16 protein-coding genes are annotated in these 17,264 nt (G+C 41.3%); all 16 read left to right on the forward strand.

The annotated features are described in order from the left end of the window. Positions 1–1,392: a colanic acid biosynthesis protein WcaM gene (gene wcaM / locus BJ885_RS11590; RefSeq protein ID WP_121931980.1), complete on the forward strand. Its 1,392-nt coding sequence runs from the start codon at positions 1–3 to the stop codon at positions 1,390–1,392. 176 nt (positions 1,393–1,568) lie between these two features. Then, entirely contained in the window at positions 1,569–2,465 is an 897-nt protein-coding gene (gene galF / locus BJ885_RS11595) for a GalU regulator GalF (protein WP_029742022.1), read from the forward strand. 358 nt (positions 2,466–2,823) lie between these two features. Continuing rightward, complete coding sequence (rfbB, locus tag BJ885_RS11600) at positions 2,824–3,906, forward strand: dTDP-glucose 4,6-dehydratase (RefSeq protein WP_121931981.1); 1,083 nt, start codon at positions 2,824–2,826, stop codon at positions 3,904–3,906. Between the two features lie 53 nt (positions 3,907–3,959). Beyond that, on the forward strand, positions 3,960–4,904 hold the full coding sequence (locus BJ885_RS11605) for an NAD-dependent epimerase/dehydratase family protein (protein WP_121931982.1): 945 nt from the start codon (positions 3,960–3,962) through the stop codon (positions 4,902–4,904). Then, positions 4,904–5,938, forward strand: coding sequence for a glycosyltransferase family 4 protein (locus BJ885_RS11610; protein ID WP_121931983.1), 1,035 nt, complete (start codon positions 4,904–4,906; stop codon positions 5,936–5,938). Before BJ885_RS11605 ends, BJ885_RS11610 begins: the two co-directional genes overlap by 1 nt. After that, positions 5,939–6,499, forward strand: coding sequence for a sugar O-acyltransferase (locus BJ885_RS11615; protein ID WP_071789403.1), 561 nt, complete (start codon positions 5,939–5,941; stop codon positions 6,497–6,499). A gap of 38 nt (positions 6,500–6,537) precedes the next feature. Next, positions 6,538–8,424, forward strand: coding sequence for a nucleoside-diphosphate sugar epimerase/dehydratase (locus BJ885_RS11620; RefSeq protein WP_038417395.1), 1,887 nt, complete (start codon positions 6,538–6,540; stop codon positions 8,422–8,424). An 80-nt stretch (positions 8,425–8,504) separates the two neighbouring features. Further along, on the forward strand, positions 8,505–9,044 hold the full coding sequence (rfbC, locus tag BJ885_RS11625) for a dTDP-4-dehydrorhamnose 3,5-epimerase (protein ID WP_029739230.1): 540 nt from the start codon (positions 8,505–8,507) through the stop codon (positions 9,042–9,044). Further along, positions 9,041–9,859, forward strand: coding sequence for an NAD(P)-dependent oxidoreductase (locus BJ885_RS11630; protein ID WP_047647351.1), 819 nt, complete (start codon positions 9,041–9,043; stop codon positions 9,857–9,859). The genes rfbC and BJ885_RS11630 overlap by 4 nt, the downstream gene beginning before the upstream one ends. Beyond that, positions 9,852–11,111: an O45 family O-antigen flippase gene (wzx, locus tag BJ885_RS11635; RefSeq protein ID WP_029739232.1), complete on the forward strand. Its 1,260-nt coding sequence runs from the start codon at positions 9,852–9,854 to the stop codon at positions 11,109–11,111. The genes BJ885_RS11630 and wzx overlap by 8 nt, the downstream gene beginning before the upstream one ends. Next, positions 11,098–12,072 carry a glycosyltransferase family 2 protein gene (locus tag BJ885_RS11640; RefSeq protein ID WP_183128626.1) on the forward strand — a complete coding sequence of 325 codons (975 nt, stop codon included), beginning with the start codon at positions 11,098–11,100 and terminating at the stop codon, positions 12,070–12,072. Before wzx ends, BJ885_RS11640 begins: the two co-directional genes overlap by 14 nt. Before the next feature lies 1 nt (position 12,073). Then, positions 12,074–13,222, forward strand: a complete 1,149-nt coding sequence (gene wzy, locus BJ885_RS11645; RefSeq protein ID WP_029739234.1) for an O45 family O-antigen polymerase — start codon at positions 12,074–12,076, stop codon at positions 13,220–13,222. Further along, the gene (locus tag BJ885_RS11650) at positions 13,215–13,751 is read left to right on the forward strand and encodes a serine O-acetyltransferase (RefSeq protein ID WP_029739235.1); all 537 of its coding nucleotides are present in this window, start codon (positions 13,215–13,217) and stop codon (positions 13,749–13,751) included. The genes wzy and BJ885_RS11650 overlap by 8 nt, the downstream gene beginning before the upstream one ends. A 1-nt stretch (position 13,752) precedes the next feature. Then, a complete protein-coding gene (locus tag BJ885_RS11655; RefSeq protein ID WP_047647356.1) occupies positions 13,753–14,763 on the forward strand; it encodes a hypothetical protein in 1,011 nt (336 codons plus the stop codon). 46 nt (positions 14,764–14,809) lie between these two features. Beyond that, positions 14,810–15,682, forward strand: coding sequence for a glucose-1-phosphate thymidylyltransferase RfbA (rfbA, locus tag BJ885_RS11660; RefSeq protein ID WP_029739237.1), 873 nt, complete (start codon positions 14,810–14,812; stop codon positions 15,680–15,682). A gap of 58 nt (positions 15,683–15,740) precedes the next feature. Further along, positions 15,741–17,207, forward strand: coding sequence for a glycoside hydrolase family 1 protein (locus BJ885_RS11665; RefSeq protein ID WP_121931985.1), 1,467 nt, complete (start codon positions 15,741–15,743; stop codon positions 17,205–17,207). The last annotated feature ends 57 nt before the right edge of the window (positions 17,208–17,264 follow it).

The following is a 17,264-nucleotide window of genomic DNA, read 5'->3' on the forward strand; positions in this document are numbered from 1 at the left end:
ATGCTGAAAAAGATTACCCGACGCACCTTTGTCTCTTCTCTCTCCGTTCTGGCGGCCACGCCGCTGCTGTCGTCACGCATCGCGCGCGCGGCAAGCGGCAGAACGGTTTCTGTTAATCAGTACAATAACAACGACTGGATCGCCGCCTTTAAGCAGGCGTTCAATGACGGTGACACCGTCGTGGTCCCCGCCGGGCTCACCTGCGAAAACATCAATACGGGCATTTTCATTCCCGACGGTAAAACGCTGCTGATCCGCGGGGCGTTAACCGGCAACGGGCGCGGCCGCTTTGTTCTGCAGGAAGGCAGCAAAGTAATAGGCGAAGGTGCTGGCCGCACGGAGAACATCACGCTCGACGTTCGCGGCTCTGACTGCGTCATCAAAGGGCTGACCATGAGCGGTTTTGGCCCGGTGACGCAGATCTACATCGGCGGCAAGAAACCGAGCGTGATGCGCAATTTGCTGATTGATAACATCAGCGTAAGCCAGGCCAACTACGCCATCCTGCGCCAGGGTTTCCACAACCAGGTGGATGGTGCCCGCATCACCAACAGTAAATTTAGCCATCTCCAGGGCGATGCGATCGAGTGGAACGTCGCCATCAACGATCGCAATATCCTGATCTCCGATCATGTCATCGACAACATCAACTGCACCAACGGCAAGATCAACTGGGGCATCGGCATTGGCCTCGCTGGCAGCACCTACGATAACGACTATCCGGAGAAGCAAACCGTCAAGAACTTCGTGGTGGCAAACATTACCGGCAGCAACTGTCGCCAGCTGGTTCACGTTGAAAACGGTAAACATTTTGTTATTCGCAATATTAAGGCCAAAAATATAACTCCCGACTTCAGTAAAAAGGCGGGAATAGACAATGCCACGGTGGCCATTTATGGCTGTGATAATTTCATTATTGATAATGTCGATATGGTGAACAGCGCCGGAATGTTAATCGGCTATGGGGTGATAAAAGGCGATTATTTGTCCATCCCGCAGAACTTCAAGCTCAACAATATTCATCTCGATAATCGTCAGCTTGCGTATAAATTGCGCGGAATACAGATTTCATCCGGTAACGCCACCTCGTTTGTGGCGATAACTAACGTGGAAATGCAGCGTGCTACGCTTGAACTGCACAACAAGCCGCAGCATCTTTTTTTACGCAACATCAATGTGATGCAGGAAGCCGCTGTGGGTCCCGCCCTCAAGATCAACTTCGACCTGCGCAAGGATGTGCGGGGTAAATTTATGGCGAAAGATGAGACCTTGCTGTCGCTGGCGAACATTAAAGCGGTGAATGAGAAGGGGCAAAGCTCGGTGGATATTGACCGGGTCGACCAGCAGGTGGTGAATGCGGAAAAGCTTAACTTTGCGCTTCCGCACAGATAATCGACAAATAGCTGTTTTGAGACTATTCCTGGGAAAGAAGCGTGATCTATTCAGATTACAACTACAGAAATTTGTAGGTCTAAGGCGTAACATTACCTGAGGATTACGGCAAATCATGCTGGCGAAAACAGGTTTAAGAGCTATAATTCGTCAACCATTTTAAGGTGGAAGAAATAATGATTAATTTGAAAGCAGTCATTCCGGTAGCAGGCTTGGGCATGCATATGCTGCCAGCCACAAAAGCCATTCCTAAAGAGATGCTGCCGATCGTCGACAAGCCAATGATTCAGTACATTGTCGACGAGATTGTTGCTGCAGGGATCAAAGAAATCGTCCTGGTTACGCACTCGTCCAAGAATGCGGTAGAAAACCACTTCGACACCTCTTACGAACTCGAAGCGCTGCTTGAACAGCGCGTTAAGCGCCAGCTGCTGGCGGAAGTGCAGTCTATTTGTCCGCCAGGCGTGACCATCATGAACGTGCGCCAGGCGCAGCCGCTGGGTCTGGGCCACTCTATTCTGTGTGCCCGTCCGGTTGTGGGCGATAATCCATTCATCGTCGTGCTGCCGGATATCATCATTGATACTGCTTCTGCCGATCCGCTGCGTTATAACCTGGCGGCAATGGTGGCACGTTTCAATGAAACCGGCCGTAGCCAGGTGCTGGCGAAACGCATGAAGGGCGATCTCTCCGAGTACTCTGTGATCCAGACTAAAGAACCGCTGGAGACGGAAGGGCAGGTGAGCCGCATCGTTGAGTTTATCGAAAAACCGGATCAGCCACAGACGCTGGACTCAGACCTGATGGCTGTAGGTCGCTATGTTCTGAACGCAGATATCTGGGCCGAGCTGGAAAAAACCGAGCCAGGCGCCTGGGATCGTATTCAGCTGACCGACGCGATTGCCGAGCTGGCGAAGAAACAGTCCGTAGACGCTATGCTGATGACCGGCGACAGCTATGACTGCGGTAAGAAAATGGGTTATATGCAGGCGTTCGTGAATTATGGACTGCGTAACCTGAAGGAAGGGGCGAAGTTCAGAACCCGTATTGAGAAGTTGCTCGCAAACGACTGATATTCCGGCCACGATTTGAACAAGCGGCAGTCATTATTTTGGTGTGTTGATATCTAACCAAAATGATGACTGCCGCTTTTTGTTATTAATCCCATGATTACAGCGAGTTACAGGGTCTAAATACGGATTGCTTTGTAGCGATTTGTGCTTGTTTCTGAGGTCGTTTAGGACGACAATTAACGCCAGTTTTTTGTCTGTATCCAGACAAGAAAAATCATTTAATCACACATCGCTCAGTGCACTGGTAGCTGTTAAGCCAGGGGCGGTAGCGTGCTCAATTTCTGAAACCGTCAGTTAATAAATGTTCAGGTTTCAGAGCGCAAGTATCCAGACATTTCCAACAGATGGAACAGATAACGTGAAAATTCTTGTGACGGGTGGGGCCGGCTTTATCGGCTCAGCGGTTGTACGACATATTATTAAAAATACCCAGGACGACGTCGTCAATGTGGATAAGCTGACCTATGCCGGCAACCTTGAGTCGCTCAGTGAAGTCAGCGACAGCGGCCGATATGCTTTTGAACATGCGGATATTTGCGACAAAGACGCTATGGATCGCATTTTCGCAAAGCATAAGCCTGATGCGGTGATGCACCTGGCCGCTGAAAGTCACGTCGATCGTTCGATTACTGGCCCGGCTGCGTTTATCGAAACCAATATCGTCGGCACTTATGTACTGCTGGAAGCCGCTCGTGCGTACTGGTCAACGTTGGATGAGCAGGCGAAGAAAGCGTTTCGTTTCCACCACATCTCAACCGACGAAGTGTATGGTGATTTGCCGCATCCTGATGAGCATCCGGCGTCAACTGAGCTGCCACTCTTCACTGAGACCACTGCTTATGCGCCTAGCAGTCCGTATTCAGCGTCGAAAGCCTCGAGCGATCATCTTGTTCGTGCCTGGCTGCGTACATACGGTTTCCCCACCATTGTCACCAACTGTTCAAACAACTACGGCCCGTACCATTTCCCTGAAAAACTGATCCCACTGGTTATCCTGAATGCGCTGGACGGAAAAGCTCTTCCTATTTACGGTAAGGGCGATCAGATCCGTGACTGGCTATATGTAGAAGATCATGCGCGTGCACTCTACACCGTTGTCACTCAAGGGAAACCGGGTGAAACGTACAATATTGGCGGTCATAACGAGAAGCAGAACCTGGACGTGGTCCATACGATTTGCGATCTGCTTGATGAGATTGTGCCAAAAGAGGGGTCTTATCGCGATCAGATTACGTATGTTGCTGATCGTCCGGGCCATGACCGTCGCTACGCCATTGATGCAAATAAAATTAGTGCTGAGTTGGGATGGACGCCACAGGAGACCTTTGAAAGTGGCATTCGTAAAACCGTTGAATGGTATTTGACAAATACAGAATGGGTGGAAAACGTTAAAAGCGGTAATTATAAATCCTGGATTGCGCAAAATTATCAAAATCGTTAAGAGCAGTTTATTTCTATATTTGTTTATAGTTCATTAACTGATAGGGGATGACAATGAAAGTTTTAGTGACAGGGGGAACTGGTTTTCTCGGTTCTGCTTTAGTCAAAACGCTGAGGTCGGCAGGTCATCAGGTAATTTTCACTTCCCGTCGAGACGAAAATATCGACAATGGGATGTACAACCTTGGCGATATCTCTGCACAAACAAACTGGACAACCCTTCTCCAGGGTTGTGATACTGTCATTCACACAGCAGGCAGAGCACATATCCTTAATGATAAAGCCGAAGATACGCTGACAGAATTTCGTCGTGTGAATCACGATGCCACGATGAAATTAGCTCATGATGCAATAAGTTGTAATGTGAAACATTTCATCTTCGTCAGTTCAATAGGTGTTAATGGTAATTCCACTTCGGGGATACCTTTTAGTGAAACGACACCTGCCAGACCCACTTCAGATTATGCTATTTCAAAGCTGGAAGCCGAGGAAAGTCTTCTTAAAGCATTTACTGGTAGCAATATGGGGATAACCATAGTGCGTCCGGCATTGATTTGTGGTCCAAATGCACCGGGTAACATTCAACGATTGTTAAAACTAGTGTCGCGAAATCTGCCACTGCCTTTTAAATTGGTTAAAAATAAGCGTGCTCTTGCTTCACTGGACAATGTTGTGAGCTTTATCTGCGAATGTGTAACGAATGAGAAGTCAAAGAATGAACTCTATCTTTTGGCTGACGAAGTGCATCCTTCAACTGAAGAAATGATAACGGCATTTTCTACCGGGATGGGTATGAAAGCGCGACTTGTCTATTTCCCCAAAACAATACTGAAAATTTTCCTTTCTATACTGGGCAAGAAAAGTATATATGATCAACTGTTTGGCGATCTGGAAGTTGATTCAAGAAAATCAAGAGAGCAGCTTCAATGGACGCCACCCGTCTCGTTACAAGAAACGATGGTAAAAACAGCGAAGTATTTTATTGAAGGTAACAAATAATGTTGTATCTGGGCATTGTCGTTTTTGCATTCTTTATATCATGCGCGTTGACCTGGGGTTTAAGGTTATATGCCATCAAGAATAATGTAATTGATCAACCAAACCAAAGAAGTTCTCACAGTGTTCCTACACCTCGTGGGGGAGGGGTGGCTATTGTATTAACATTGTTAGCTTCATTAGTATGGCTGGTCCTTACAAATCATATAACTCAGGCAACATTTTTAGGTTTCTTCGTGCCTGGCTTATTGATTGCGGTTATTGGTTTCCTCGACGATCATGGCCATATCGCCGCACGCTGGCGCTTGTTAATGCACTTCATCGCTGCAGCTATAGGGCTTTTTTATCTAGGATCGTTCCCAAGCATTAATATGTTTGGCTACGATGTTTCTTTGTCATGGTTTGGAATGATCCTCGGTAGTATCTATCTTGTATGGATGTTGAATTTATATAACTTTATGGATGGTATTAATGGTCTTGCAAGTGCGCAAGCTATTACCTTTTCGCTTTGTAGTATCTTGATAATAACTATCAATAACTACTCTGATTCATCTGATGCAATGACTATGCTTGCATTAGCACTCGCTGGATCGGTCGCGGGGTTCATCGTGTGGAACTTCCCTGTGGCAAGGATCTTCATGGGCGATGCTGGAAGCGGTTTTCTGGGTATCACCATTGGGCTGATGATCCTTTATTTTGCAAAGCTGGACTCACGTGTTCTGATCGCAGAACTCTGTCTGCTGGGTGTTTTCATTGTTGATGCAACTACTACCTTACTGAGAAGATTACTGGCGGGTAAGAAAGTCTATGAAGCACATGCAAGTCATTGTTACCAAATTCTTGCCCGTAAATATAAGAGCCATATTCCTGTTACTATGGCGGCTATAGCTATTAACTTCATGTGGCTGCTCCCTATTGCTTACTTAATCATCTCTGCAAAAATTGATGGAATTGTAGGCATTACCATCGCCTGGTTACCATTGATTATTCTTGTATTCAGATGTGGTGCTGGAGTTAAAGATAAAGAGAAGGCATAAATGAATGATCTGATCATTGTTGGAGCTGGAGGACATGGACGTACATTGTACGAAACTGCTACGCTATTGGGATATGAAAAAATTGTATTCCTCGACGATAATGAATCTCGCTCCGACAATTCAAAGGTTCGTGTTATCGGGAAAACCTCAGATCTGAAGCTTTATGCTAGTACTGCTAAACACATTGTAATTGGCATAGGTAATAATAAGCTCAGAGAGTCATTCCACCAACAGCTAGAATTGCTAAGCATTTATCCGATAACGCTAATTCATCCTTTTGCATTTGTGAGCACGTCCGCTACTTTGGGACATGGCAGCGTAGTTTTAGCCGGTGCGGTTGTAGGAGCAAACTCAACTCTTGGTGTAGGTACGATAGTTAATTGTCATTCTACAGTCGATCATGATTCAACTCTCGGTGATTTTGCCCATTTAGGTGTTGGGGTGCATCTTGCAGGGGGAGCGTGTATTGGTAAATCGGCATTTCTGCAAGCGGGAACAGTGGGTGGATATAGTGCAACAGTGGAAGAGCATGTCATATGCCCTCCAGGTACTATTTTATAAATTAATAGCAAGCTTTAACGAGGCGACTAGTTTTTAGTATGCTAACTTATTTAATTTCTTTGCCAAGACCAATAAAACGGATTATAACGCTCTCTATTGATGTAGTACTGTTAATGTGCGCATTTTGGTTTGCATTTTGGGTCCGTATTGATTCAATGACGCCATTATCAAGCGTATCTCATTGGTTACTGCTAACATCGATAATAGTGATTACTTTGGCCATCTTTGTAAAACTTGGCCTTTATAGAGCTGTCATAAGGTATATAACTGCGAAAATACTGCTTGTAGTTGCTATTGGGATGCTAATTTCGTCGTTGTTGCTGATTATTGCCGCATTTTACACGAATCTCTATCTTCCAAGAACAATCCCGTTTATCTACTTCTCTTTCGGAGTATTGTTCGTTGCAGGCTCACGCCTTGCTATGAGAATGCTGGTCAATCGCGGTTTAAAATTGGGAACACGCGTAATTATATATGGGGCTGGAGCGTCTGGACGCCAGTTACTTCCTGCGTTAAGCCAAATGGATGAATACTATCCTGTGGCTTTTGTTGATGACAATCGCTCATTGCAGGGGCAGGTCATCCATGGTGTAAGCGTATTTTCACCTGAAAAATTGGCCTGGTTGATAGAGAAGTACGAAGCTAAGAAAATTCTCCTGGCAATGCCAAGTGCCAGCCGCGCCAGAAAAAATGAGGTTATATCTACCCTTGAGGGACTTCCGTGCGAGGTGCTTTCAATACCTGGGATGGTCGACCTCGTTGAAGGAAAAGCAAGAATCGATGCCTTACGTAAGGTAGTAATTACAGACCTTTTAGGTCGCGATCCTGTTACCCCGATCCCTGAATTAATTTCAAAGAATATTCAGGGTAAAACAGTCATGGTTACTGGCGCGGGTGGTTCTATAGGCTCTGAACTATGTCGACAGATAATCAGAAATAAACCTACTCAACTAATTCTTTTCGAATTATCAGAATTCTCACTATATTCAATTGATTCTGAATTGCGAAATTTAATACTTTCACAATCTTTAAATGTTAAGATTTATCCAATTCTGGGCAACGTTCAGGATATGGCGCATCTTGAAAGGTTAATCAAGGCATTTAGTGTTGAGACCATCTATCATGCGGCTGCTTATAAGCATGTTCCCCTGGTTGAATTTAACGTTATTGATGGTGTTCGTAATAATATCTTCGGGACCTTATGTTGTGCACAAGCTGCCGAAAACTGTGGTGTCGAAAGTTTTGTGCTTATCTCTACGGATAAAGCTGTGCGACCAACGAACACCATGGGCGCAACAAAAAGAATGGCAGAGCTAATACTTCAGGCTCTCGCATCAGAGTCAAGTAAAACCTGTTTCAGCATGGTCCGGTTTGGAAATGTGCTAGGTTCATCCGGCTCCGTCGTACCATTATTTGAAAAACAAATTGCTGCTGGTGGTCCGGTGACGTTAACGCATCCTGACATCACACGTTATTTCATGACCATTCCTGAGGCCGCGCAGCTTGTTATTCAAGCTGGAGCAATGGGCAGTGGTGGAGATGTTTTCGTATTGGATATGGGTGATCCGGTCAAAATTATTGACCTCGCCCACCGTATGATTGCCTTGCAAGGACTTTCAGTTCGTGATGATAAAAATCCTTATGGCGATATTGCTATCAAAACGACTGGCTTGCGTCCTGGTGAGAAGCTGTATGAAGAGTTGTTGATTGGCGATAACGTCTCAATAACACAGCATCCACGAATTAAGACGGCTAATGAAGTCATGCTTCCGTGGAATGAAATGAAAGACATTATCGCAGAATTGGATAGCTCATGTCGCAACTTTGATTATGAGCGGGTACGCGAAATACTGCTAAATGCACCTACCGCATTTAATCCTACTGATGATATCTGTGACTTACTTTGGAAAGAACACAAAAGTTAAGTATTTATAGTTTCAACCAGTATCCGAAATTAACTAACAAAGCAGCTGGTGAGAATATCTTTCCGGCTGAGGGATTTTAAATGAATGTAATTCAAACACCTTTAAAAGATTGTGTGATCATTGAACCTAAGGTTTTTGGCGATACTCGCGGTTTTTTCCTTGAAGCCTGGCATAAAGAAAAATATGAAAATGCAGGAATCAAAGGTAATTTTGTACAGGATAACCGCTCACGTTCGAGTCGAAATGTTTTGCGTGGACTGCATTTCCAGAAAACGAAACCCCAGGGTAAATTAGTCAGCGTAATCAGCGGGGAAGTTTATGATGTTGCAGTGGATCTGCGCCACGATTCTGAGACGTTTGGTCAGTATGTTGGTGTTCTTCTTTCTGGCGAGAAGAATAACCAGTTATACGTTCCTCCCGGATTTGCCCATGGATTTTGTGTATTAAGCGAATATGCCGATTTTCACTATAAGTGTACTGATTTTTACGATCCAAAGGATGAAGGTGGAATTATCTGGAATGATCCGGATATTGCTATTGACTGGCCGGTAACAGCACCAGTTCTCTCAGAAAAAGATATTAAATTAATTACACTTGCAGAGTATAAAAAATCTTTATGAAAGCACATTATACAGTGATCGGTGGACGTGGTTTCATTGGCAGTGAAATCGTTGAAAACCTTCTGGCTAAGGGTGAGAATGTTGAGGTTCCACCGCGTGATGATAAGACTCTTTTTGAAAGAGATCTGGGAATTGTCATCTATGCTGCTGGCAATGGTGATTGTGCAAACACGCCGTTTGAAGTATATAAATCTAACACCGAGTTGCTGGCAACACTTTTGGAACGCGCTCAATTCTCGAAATTAATCTATATTTCATCAACGCGTGTTTACATGGAACAAGATAGCGCGTCGGAAATGGATAATCTTACGGTATGCACGAGCGATAACCGAAGGCTTTTCAATCTTACTAAACTGGTAAGTGAAGAGTTATGCTTAAAAAGCAACCGAGATACGATTATTGTCAGACCCAGCAATGTATATGGTTTGGCATTAAAGAGTAAGTTATTCCTGCCTAGCATAATCAGAAATGCAATCTCGAATAAACATATTGATATGTATGTTGCCCCTGCCTATGCAAAAGATTATGTTTCAGTCACGGACGTTGCTGAGCTTATTTACCAGATCAGCCGTAAAAATGAGTATAACATCTACAATATTGCATCAGGTGTTAATACAACAGCTGCTGATATTGCAGACTTAATTTCAAGTAAAACTGGTTGCACGATCAAATGGCATGAAGGTTTCAAAGGAGAATATTTTCCACCGACGGATAATACGAGAACAAGGAATGAGTTCGGTCATGTCTATAACAATGTATTGTCCGATATAGAAATAATGATTGATAACTTTAAAAAGAATATGACAGATGTCTAATTTTTTATTATCAGCCATAAAAAAAACTATGGCGGATGAAGATAAAAGAAAAGTCTTTGTTAACTTCTTTTATCTTAGCCTCGAGAGAATCACTCAACTTGTTATTATTATTATTATTAACAGATTATTGATAAATCATTATGACTTTGGTGATTTCAGCAGTTGGCAATATTCTCTCGTCATTTTAGCCATATTTATGACAGGCACATGGATCTGTGGGGCCGAGGTGGTAATTCCTAAATTGCTGGATGCACCATCTAAAATAAATACCACAATGAGCAACGTGATTATATTACGTCTGGCTGCAGGGACTTTCGTTGCGTTGTGTATGGTGGCATGGGGATTTTTTGCTGCAAGTGGGCTGTCCAGACAGTTCATAATTGGTTTGGCCATATCTGTCGCATTACGAGAAACTTTCATCGTCGGTTTAACATGGTACCAAAGCCAGGCTCGTCTTAAATTACCTTGCCTGGTACTAATGTTAGCTGCAATAATTAAACTCATTGTCATTTATATTGGTGTAAGGAATCAGTTACCAATAAATTATCTTTGGGTAGCATGGGTCATTGAATCACTTTTACCTTGTGGCTTTATCTTTTATTCTTTCAGAAAGGCTACCGGGTTTAGATTTGTGAAGGTTGATTCTGAAATTTTCTCATATCTTAAGATTGGTGTTGCCGTATGGTTTTGTTTGATCATGCAACAGGTCACTATGAAGTTTGATCGTGTATATCTGGAAGGTAAAATTTCCGGAGAAATGTATTCCAACTATGCAGCAGCACTTCAGTTGGTCGATAACTGGTATGCAATATGTATTCTGTTTGTCCAGGCAATTGCACCAATTTTTATATTTAAATTCATTGATATAACAAACATTAAAAGAAAATTGCCATTCTGTGTTTTCGCTACACTTGCAGTAACCTGCGCAGGCGCATTGTTTACAACAGTTCTTGCAGACATGATTATTCATATTCTTTATGGTGCAAAGCTTGTTAATGCCTATAGTTATTTGCGAACGTTTGTCTGGTTAACCCCAATTTTAGCTATAGATCAATTGCTCAGCATGGTTCTAATTAGAATGAATCAGCTAAATAAATTAGCTATTAAGTGGTTGATAGCTTTCTGCCTGGTAGTGGCTGTTGTGCCTGCTATTTATCATTATATGGGTGTTAGTAACATCGTCTTCGGTTTAGCAGTAGTTTACGCCTTCAATATAATTTATTCTACGAGGTGCATTGGTGCAGTACAATGATAAGATTTCAATAGTGGTCCCTGCCTATTGTGAACCATCGAAAGTTAAGCGTTTCATGGATGCCATACTGAACATTGATTATCCTGATAACCTTATTGAATTAATTCTTATTGATGATTGTAGTCCGGTTTCACTGAAAGAAATCGCAGCCTCTTATGGAGAAGTCTTTAAAGATAAAATAAATTTTTCATTCCACAGGAATCAGGTAAATTCTGGCAGGGCTATTTCCCGCAATGTTGGTATTTCTTTAGCGACAAACTCGTTGATAATGTTTATTGATATCGACAACCTGCTTGAACCTAATGCAATAAAAAAAATAGTTTCTTTTTTCCATGGTAAGCACTTCACGGCAGCCAGAATTAATATACGAATCGACCCAGCCAGACTTTCCACTAGCAATTACCTCCGTTATTTTGATAGCCGTTATCTCGGAGCGCGTAATATACCTGAAGGGATTATAAGTACTCGCTTCTTTGCAAGTGACGGCATTATCCTGACACGAGATATCATTAATACAATCGGTGGTTTTGATGAGACGTTCTATCATTACGGCTGTGAAGATGAGGAACTTGGCATCCGAGTTTCAAAAGCAAAATATGACTTTTATTTTTTACCCGATGCAAAAGCAGAAGACAGCGATACACCAACATTGCGCCGAGCATCAGAAAGAATGGTTGTGTATGCATCAAAATCTTTCCCTGTATTGAAAGAAAAACACCCGGAGTGCGTGATGGACAGCCTCTTTTCATCCTACGAAGTAATGTTAGATGATACGAGACTTCCCAGTAAATTGCTCATAAATGTTATCCATCTTCTACCACTTACAACAACCCGAAAAAGCCTTCTTTGGTTGTGTGACAAATTAGATACAAAAGCGATTAAAGTACCTGACTTCATATATAAGATCGTATTGGCACTTTCATATATTGAAGGTGGAAGACTTCGACAGCTGAGGATGTAGGATGAGTATTTTTTTAATGTCCCCAGGGTTTGTGTATGCTTCAATTTGGCTGTTCACAATTATATTATATTCGCTTGGATTGACTACTAATATTAGCCCGCTCTCAAACGAGATGGTGGTTTTTTTATCAATAAATGTTGTTTTGGGTTTGATTTTTTCACTTCCATTTATCACTCCTGGCAGTATTAATCGCGTTCGTCTGGATAAAATTATGCCATCCTGGCGAGCGACTAAAATATGGCTCATCATTTGGTGCTTTGCGATAATTCCTGATGTGGTTGTTGCTGGCGGGATTCCAATGATTATGCAGTTTAGGGGCGGCTATAATTATACCGAGTTCGGTATACCGACATATCATGGGATAGTTAATATGCTATTCCTTTTTGTTTTTCCGTCACTGTATTATCATTTTCTTTTGTCAAAAAGAAAAATTATTCTGCTGGTTATACTATTGATGAGTATATGGGAAATGCTGGTCTTCAGACGAGGTATACTGATGTCTGGCCTCGTGGAAATATTTTTTTTATTTTTTATCTATAAAAAATTCACTAAAAAAATGTTTATTTACACTGTGTTTTCTGTAATCACAATAGTTCTCCTTTTTGGAGCAGTAGGAGATATCAGGGGCGCTGAAAATCCTTATCAATATTTGTTGTCACCAGAAGGACAATTTCTGTCGAGTTTGCCTTCAGGCTTCACATGGTTTTATGTCTATGTTACGGCAGGTCTTGCAAACCTTGCATATAACTTTGCACACATAGTTCCGGTATACGATTTTACAAGCTTCCAGGACCTTTTCCCCAGTGTTATCCGAAATCTTATTTACAGTGATTTAGGATTCCATGATACCATGGCGTTAGTAGACGATAATGCCAACGTTTCGACAATGTTTGAAAAGCTAATGCCCGATCTTGGGATAGCGGGCTCCCTTATTGTGGTTACATGTTTACTTCTGCTTTTTAGTATTGCTTACAAGAATTTGCTTAAATCATATCGTTATAGTTTGTTTCCTTATGCGATTGCAATGCAATGTGCAATATTCAGTGGCTTTTATAATTTGTTCTTTATTCAAACCTATTTTTTACTTTTCATTGTTACTCTTGTTTTTGTGAGAATAAAAATATTTACAGGGAGTCATCCTCATGTTTAAGTTTGTTAAAGATGATGTGCTGAGATATTACAAACTGACTGGGCGAAATAAATCAAAAGTATCTATCTTAGGTATAATATCGGCTTTTTTTGGAATGAAAATGACTCCAGTTATTTTATACCGGATGAGCCATTTTTGCTTTAAGAAAAAAATACCTATTTTAGGGAAAGTTTTTTCTCTAATAAATTTTGTTGTCTTTGGTGTTGAGATTGCTTCTAATTGCGAAATAGGTGGTGGTTTCTTTATTCCTCATTCGCAGGGCATTGTTATTGGTGCATCTAAAATTGGTGTTAACGCTACGATATACCAACAAGTTACTCTGGGCGCAAAAAATATAGATATTCCCTTTAATCACCTAAATCGCCCTGTTTTAGGTGATAATGTGGTTATTGCCTCTGGGGCTAAGGTTCTTGGCGGTATTCGAATTGGCGACAATGTTATTGTCGCTGCAAACGCTGTTGTAATGCATTCCTGTGATAACAATGTGCTACTTGTAGGTATCCCGGCCGTTGTGAAGAAGAGTATTTGAAATGAAAGTGTTGTTTTTATGTCCTCGCTTTTTTAACTATGAAAATGAAATATCTGATGGATTAAGGCGAGCCGGTGCCACCGTTGATTATTTCGATGAAAAACCATTTAATAACGTATTTTTTAAAATATTACTCAGACTTTGGAAAGATAATAATTTTCTTAAACGTATTTCAGATGCGTATTTTGAGAAGATTTTGCTTCAAACAAATGATGACTATGACTACGTCATAGTACTCAAAGGTGAATCTCTCAATAGAAAAAATTTATTAAAATTCAAAAATAAATATAAGAAAGCCAAATTCATTTACTACGCATGGGATTCTATTAAAAACTACCCTCATATTCAAGAGTACCTGAATTTATTTGACCGCGTGTTTACCTTTGATGATAACGATGCGCGAGAATATGATTTTATGACTCATTTACCATTGTTTTATTCCCCGGATTTTGTAAGCACAGCGAAAAAAGACGCTTCAAAGAATTTTAAGCCATCCATTGCATTTCTCGGTACCGTACATAGTGACAGATACAGACTATTGGGGGAGATTTATGAGAAATATAAAAATGAATATGATTTGAGGTTTGTTCTTTATTTCCCTTCAATTGTTGTCTTGGCAGGTTTTCTTCTTACTAATATTAAGTCTATCATTAGGTTCAGACTTTTTAGTTTTACCCTTCGCTCTAGAAATAAAAAGCAGATAGCATCATTCTTCTCTAGTGCTGATGCGGTTCTTGATATCCAGCATCCCCGTCAGACAGGTTTGACGATGAGGACAATAGAATGCTTGCCTCTCAAGAGGAAATTTATAACTACCAATTCACGAGTTAAAAATTACGATTTCTATTCAGCTGAAAATTTTTACTTTATCGATCGAGATAATATCCAAATCGACTCTGGTTTTTTTGAAATCCCATATAACGATGCGCACCTGGATGCAATTTCGCGTTATAGTGTAGACTCGTGGGTAAAAACATTATGTTCGACTGATATCAGAGAAGATGTTGTTTAAATAAAGATATCTAATCTATTTAGCTTAAAAGTATTGAGGTAGTAAAATGAAAGGCATTATCCTGGCTGGCGGTTCTGGAACACGTTTGCACCCGATAACACGTGGAGTCTCTAAACAACTCTTACCCATTTATGATAAACCTATGGTTTATTATCCAATGTCGGTGCTTATGCTTGCGGGAATTCGAGATATTCTCTTAATCACAACACCTGAAGATATGCCTTCTTTTAAACGTTTACTGGGCGATGGTAGTCGTTTCGGAATTAATTTATCCTATGAAATTCAGCCATCTCCTGATGGCCTCGCGCAAGCATTCATTATTGGTGAAGAGTTTATCGCGGGTGATAAATGTGCCCTTGTATTAGGCGATAATATTTTCTTCGGGCAAAGTTTTGGCAGGAAACTTGAATCGGTTGTTTCCGGCAATGCCGGAGCTACTGTTTTTGGGTATCAGGTAATGGATCCTGAACGTTTTGGAGTTGTCGAGTTTGATGAAAACTTCAAGGCATTAAGTATAGAAGAAAAGCCAGCTGCGCCTAAATCCAACTGGGCTGTCACTGGCCTATACTTTTACGATGAAAACGTGGTTGATATGGCTAAATGTGTCAAGCCATCAGCACGCGGTGAACTTGAAATTACTACACTGAATGAAATGTATCTCGAGCAGGGGAATCTTCAGGTAGAATTGCTGGGTCGTGGTTTTGCATGGCTCGATACCGGTACCCATGATAGTTTAATCGAAGCATCACAATTTATTCATACTATTGAGAAACGACAGGGGTTCAAAATCGCCTGCCTGGAAGAAATTGCTTACCGTAACGGCTGGCTCACTGAAAGTGAGGTCATGACCTACGGAAATGAAATGAGCAAGACCAATTACGGTCAATATTTACTCAATTTAATAAAGAATAGTAAATAGCAGTTATTGTTATCTAACAATATCATATCTTTCATGGGTATCTGGTAATAATTCTAAAATGAAAGCAAAATATTTTTTCTTTACCTCTGTACTTCTGTTACCTCCTGCATTCTCCGGCGAAAAACAGCAATGTGATTTTCTCTGGGGCACGGCATCCTCATCCTACCAGGTTGAAGGTGGTTGGAATATAAATGGAAAGGGGCCTTCAAATTGGGATTATTTTACCCATAATGAGGTCACAAAGTATACCATTGGCACTGTTGAAAATGGAGATATTGCGGCCAATCAAATTTCGCGAGATGTCTATCTAAAAGATATACAACTCATGAAAGAATTAGGTGTCAATTCGTACCGCTTCTCTATTTCCTGGTCAAGGATCATGCCCGACGGAGTGACGGTTAATAAAAAGGGATTAGAATATTACAGCCAATTGATTACTGACTTAAAAGAAGCCAATATTGAACCTGTGATTACACTTTACCACTGGGACATGCCATTAGCACTTTATAAGAAAGGAAGTTGGTCTAATCCTGAATCACCAGTTTGGTTTGAGAAATATGCACAAGTAGTTTTTGAAAATTTTGGTAGCAGAAGTCATTATTTTATAACTTTTAATGAGCCTGAAGGATACGTTTTTACTCTTGAACCTCTTGCAGCAAACCTTATTGATAAAAAGCCAGACGGATATCGTGACGTTTTATCCGTTGCTTCTCGTGGAAAACAAGCGATAGCACTGCACAATCTTTTGATTGCAAATGCGATGGCAGTACGGAATTACCACAAAGCAAAATATGATGGACGTATTGGGATTGCATTAAACTTATCGCCATGCATTGATAATGACAATCCAAATAGTGCTACTGAGAAGTTATGTAACGATCTCCATAACAACTGGATCCTGGATGCTCTTTATAAGGGGAAATACCCTGATTTAGTATTGAAAATGTATCAGTCTGCATATCCTAAATTCAAGCCTACATCTCAAGATATGCAACTCATTACCCAGGGGAAACCTGATTTTATCGGCGTAAATTATTATGGTCCAACATTGGTTAAGCATGATAAATCTGAATCGTTTGAAATAGGTAATGTTCCTAACCCGGATAAAAAACCTTCTGTAAACGGACCTGTCTCTTCAGAAGCGATGGTTACGATGATGAAAAAGTTTGATGCAAAATATGCGCATCCTACCTTCATTATTACTGAGAATGGTGCAGGTTTTGGTTTAGAAGATGAAAAACTTAAGGACGGTGTCATTTCTGATAAGTTGCGAGCAGACTATCTCAATAGACATGTGTCTGCAGTTATGGAAGCAAAAAAGGAAGGGTTGGATATCCAGGGCTATCTATTTTGGAGTTTGCTTGATAACTTCGAATGGTTATGGGGTTACAAAAATAGGTTTGGCATAATTGGTGTTGATTTTGATGATAAGACATTGAAGCGTACGCCGAAGTTAAGCTATTATATTTATCAGAAACTTATTAAAGAAAATAAAAATCAATGCCCCTCACTGACGAAAAAATAATCTCCGATAAACCATGTTTTTGTTAAGGTTTAAGTGTGTTAATGACCATAATTACCT

The sequence above is a fragment of the Enterobacter sp. WP_7_1 genome (assembly GCF_003688535.1).
GTDB classification, from domain to species: domain Bacteria; phylum Pseudomonadota; class Gammaproteobacteria; order Enterobacterales; family Enterobacteriaceae; genus Enterobacter; species Enterobacter asburiae.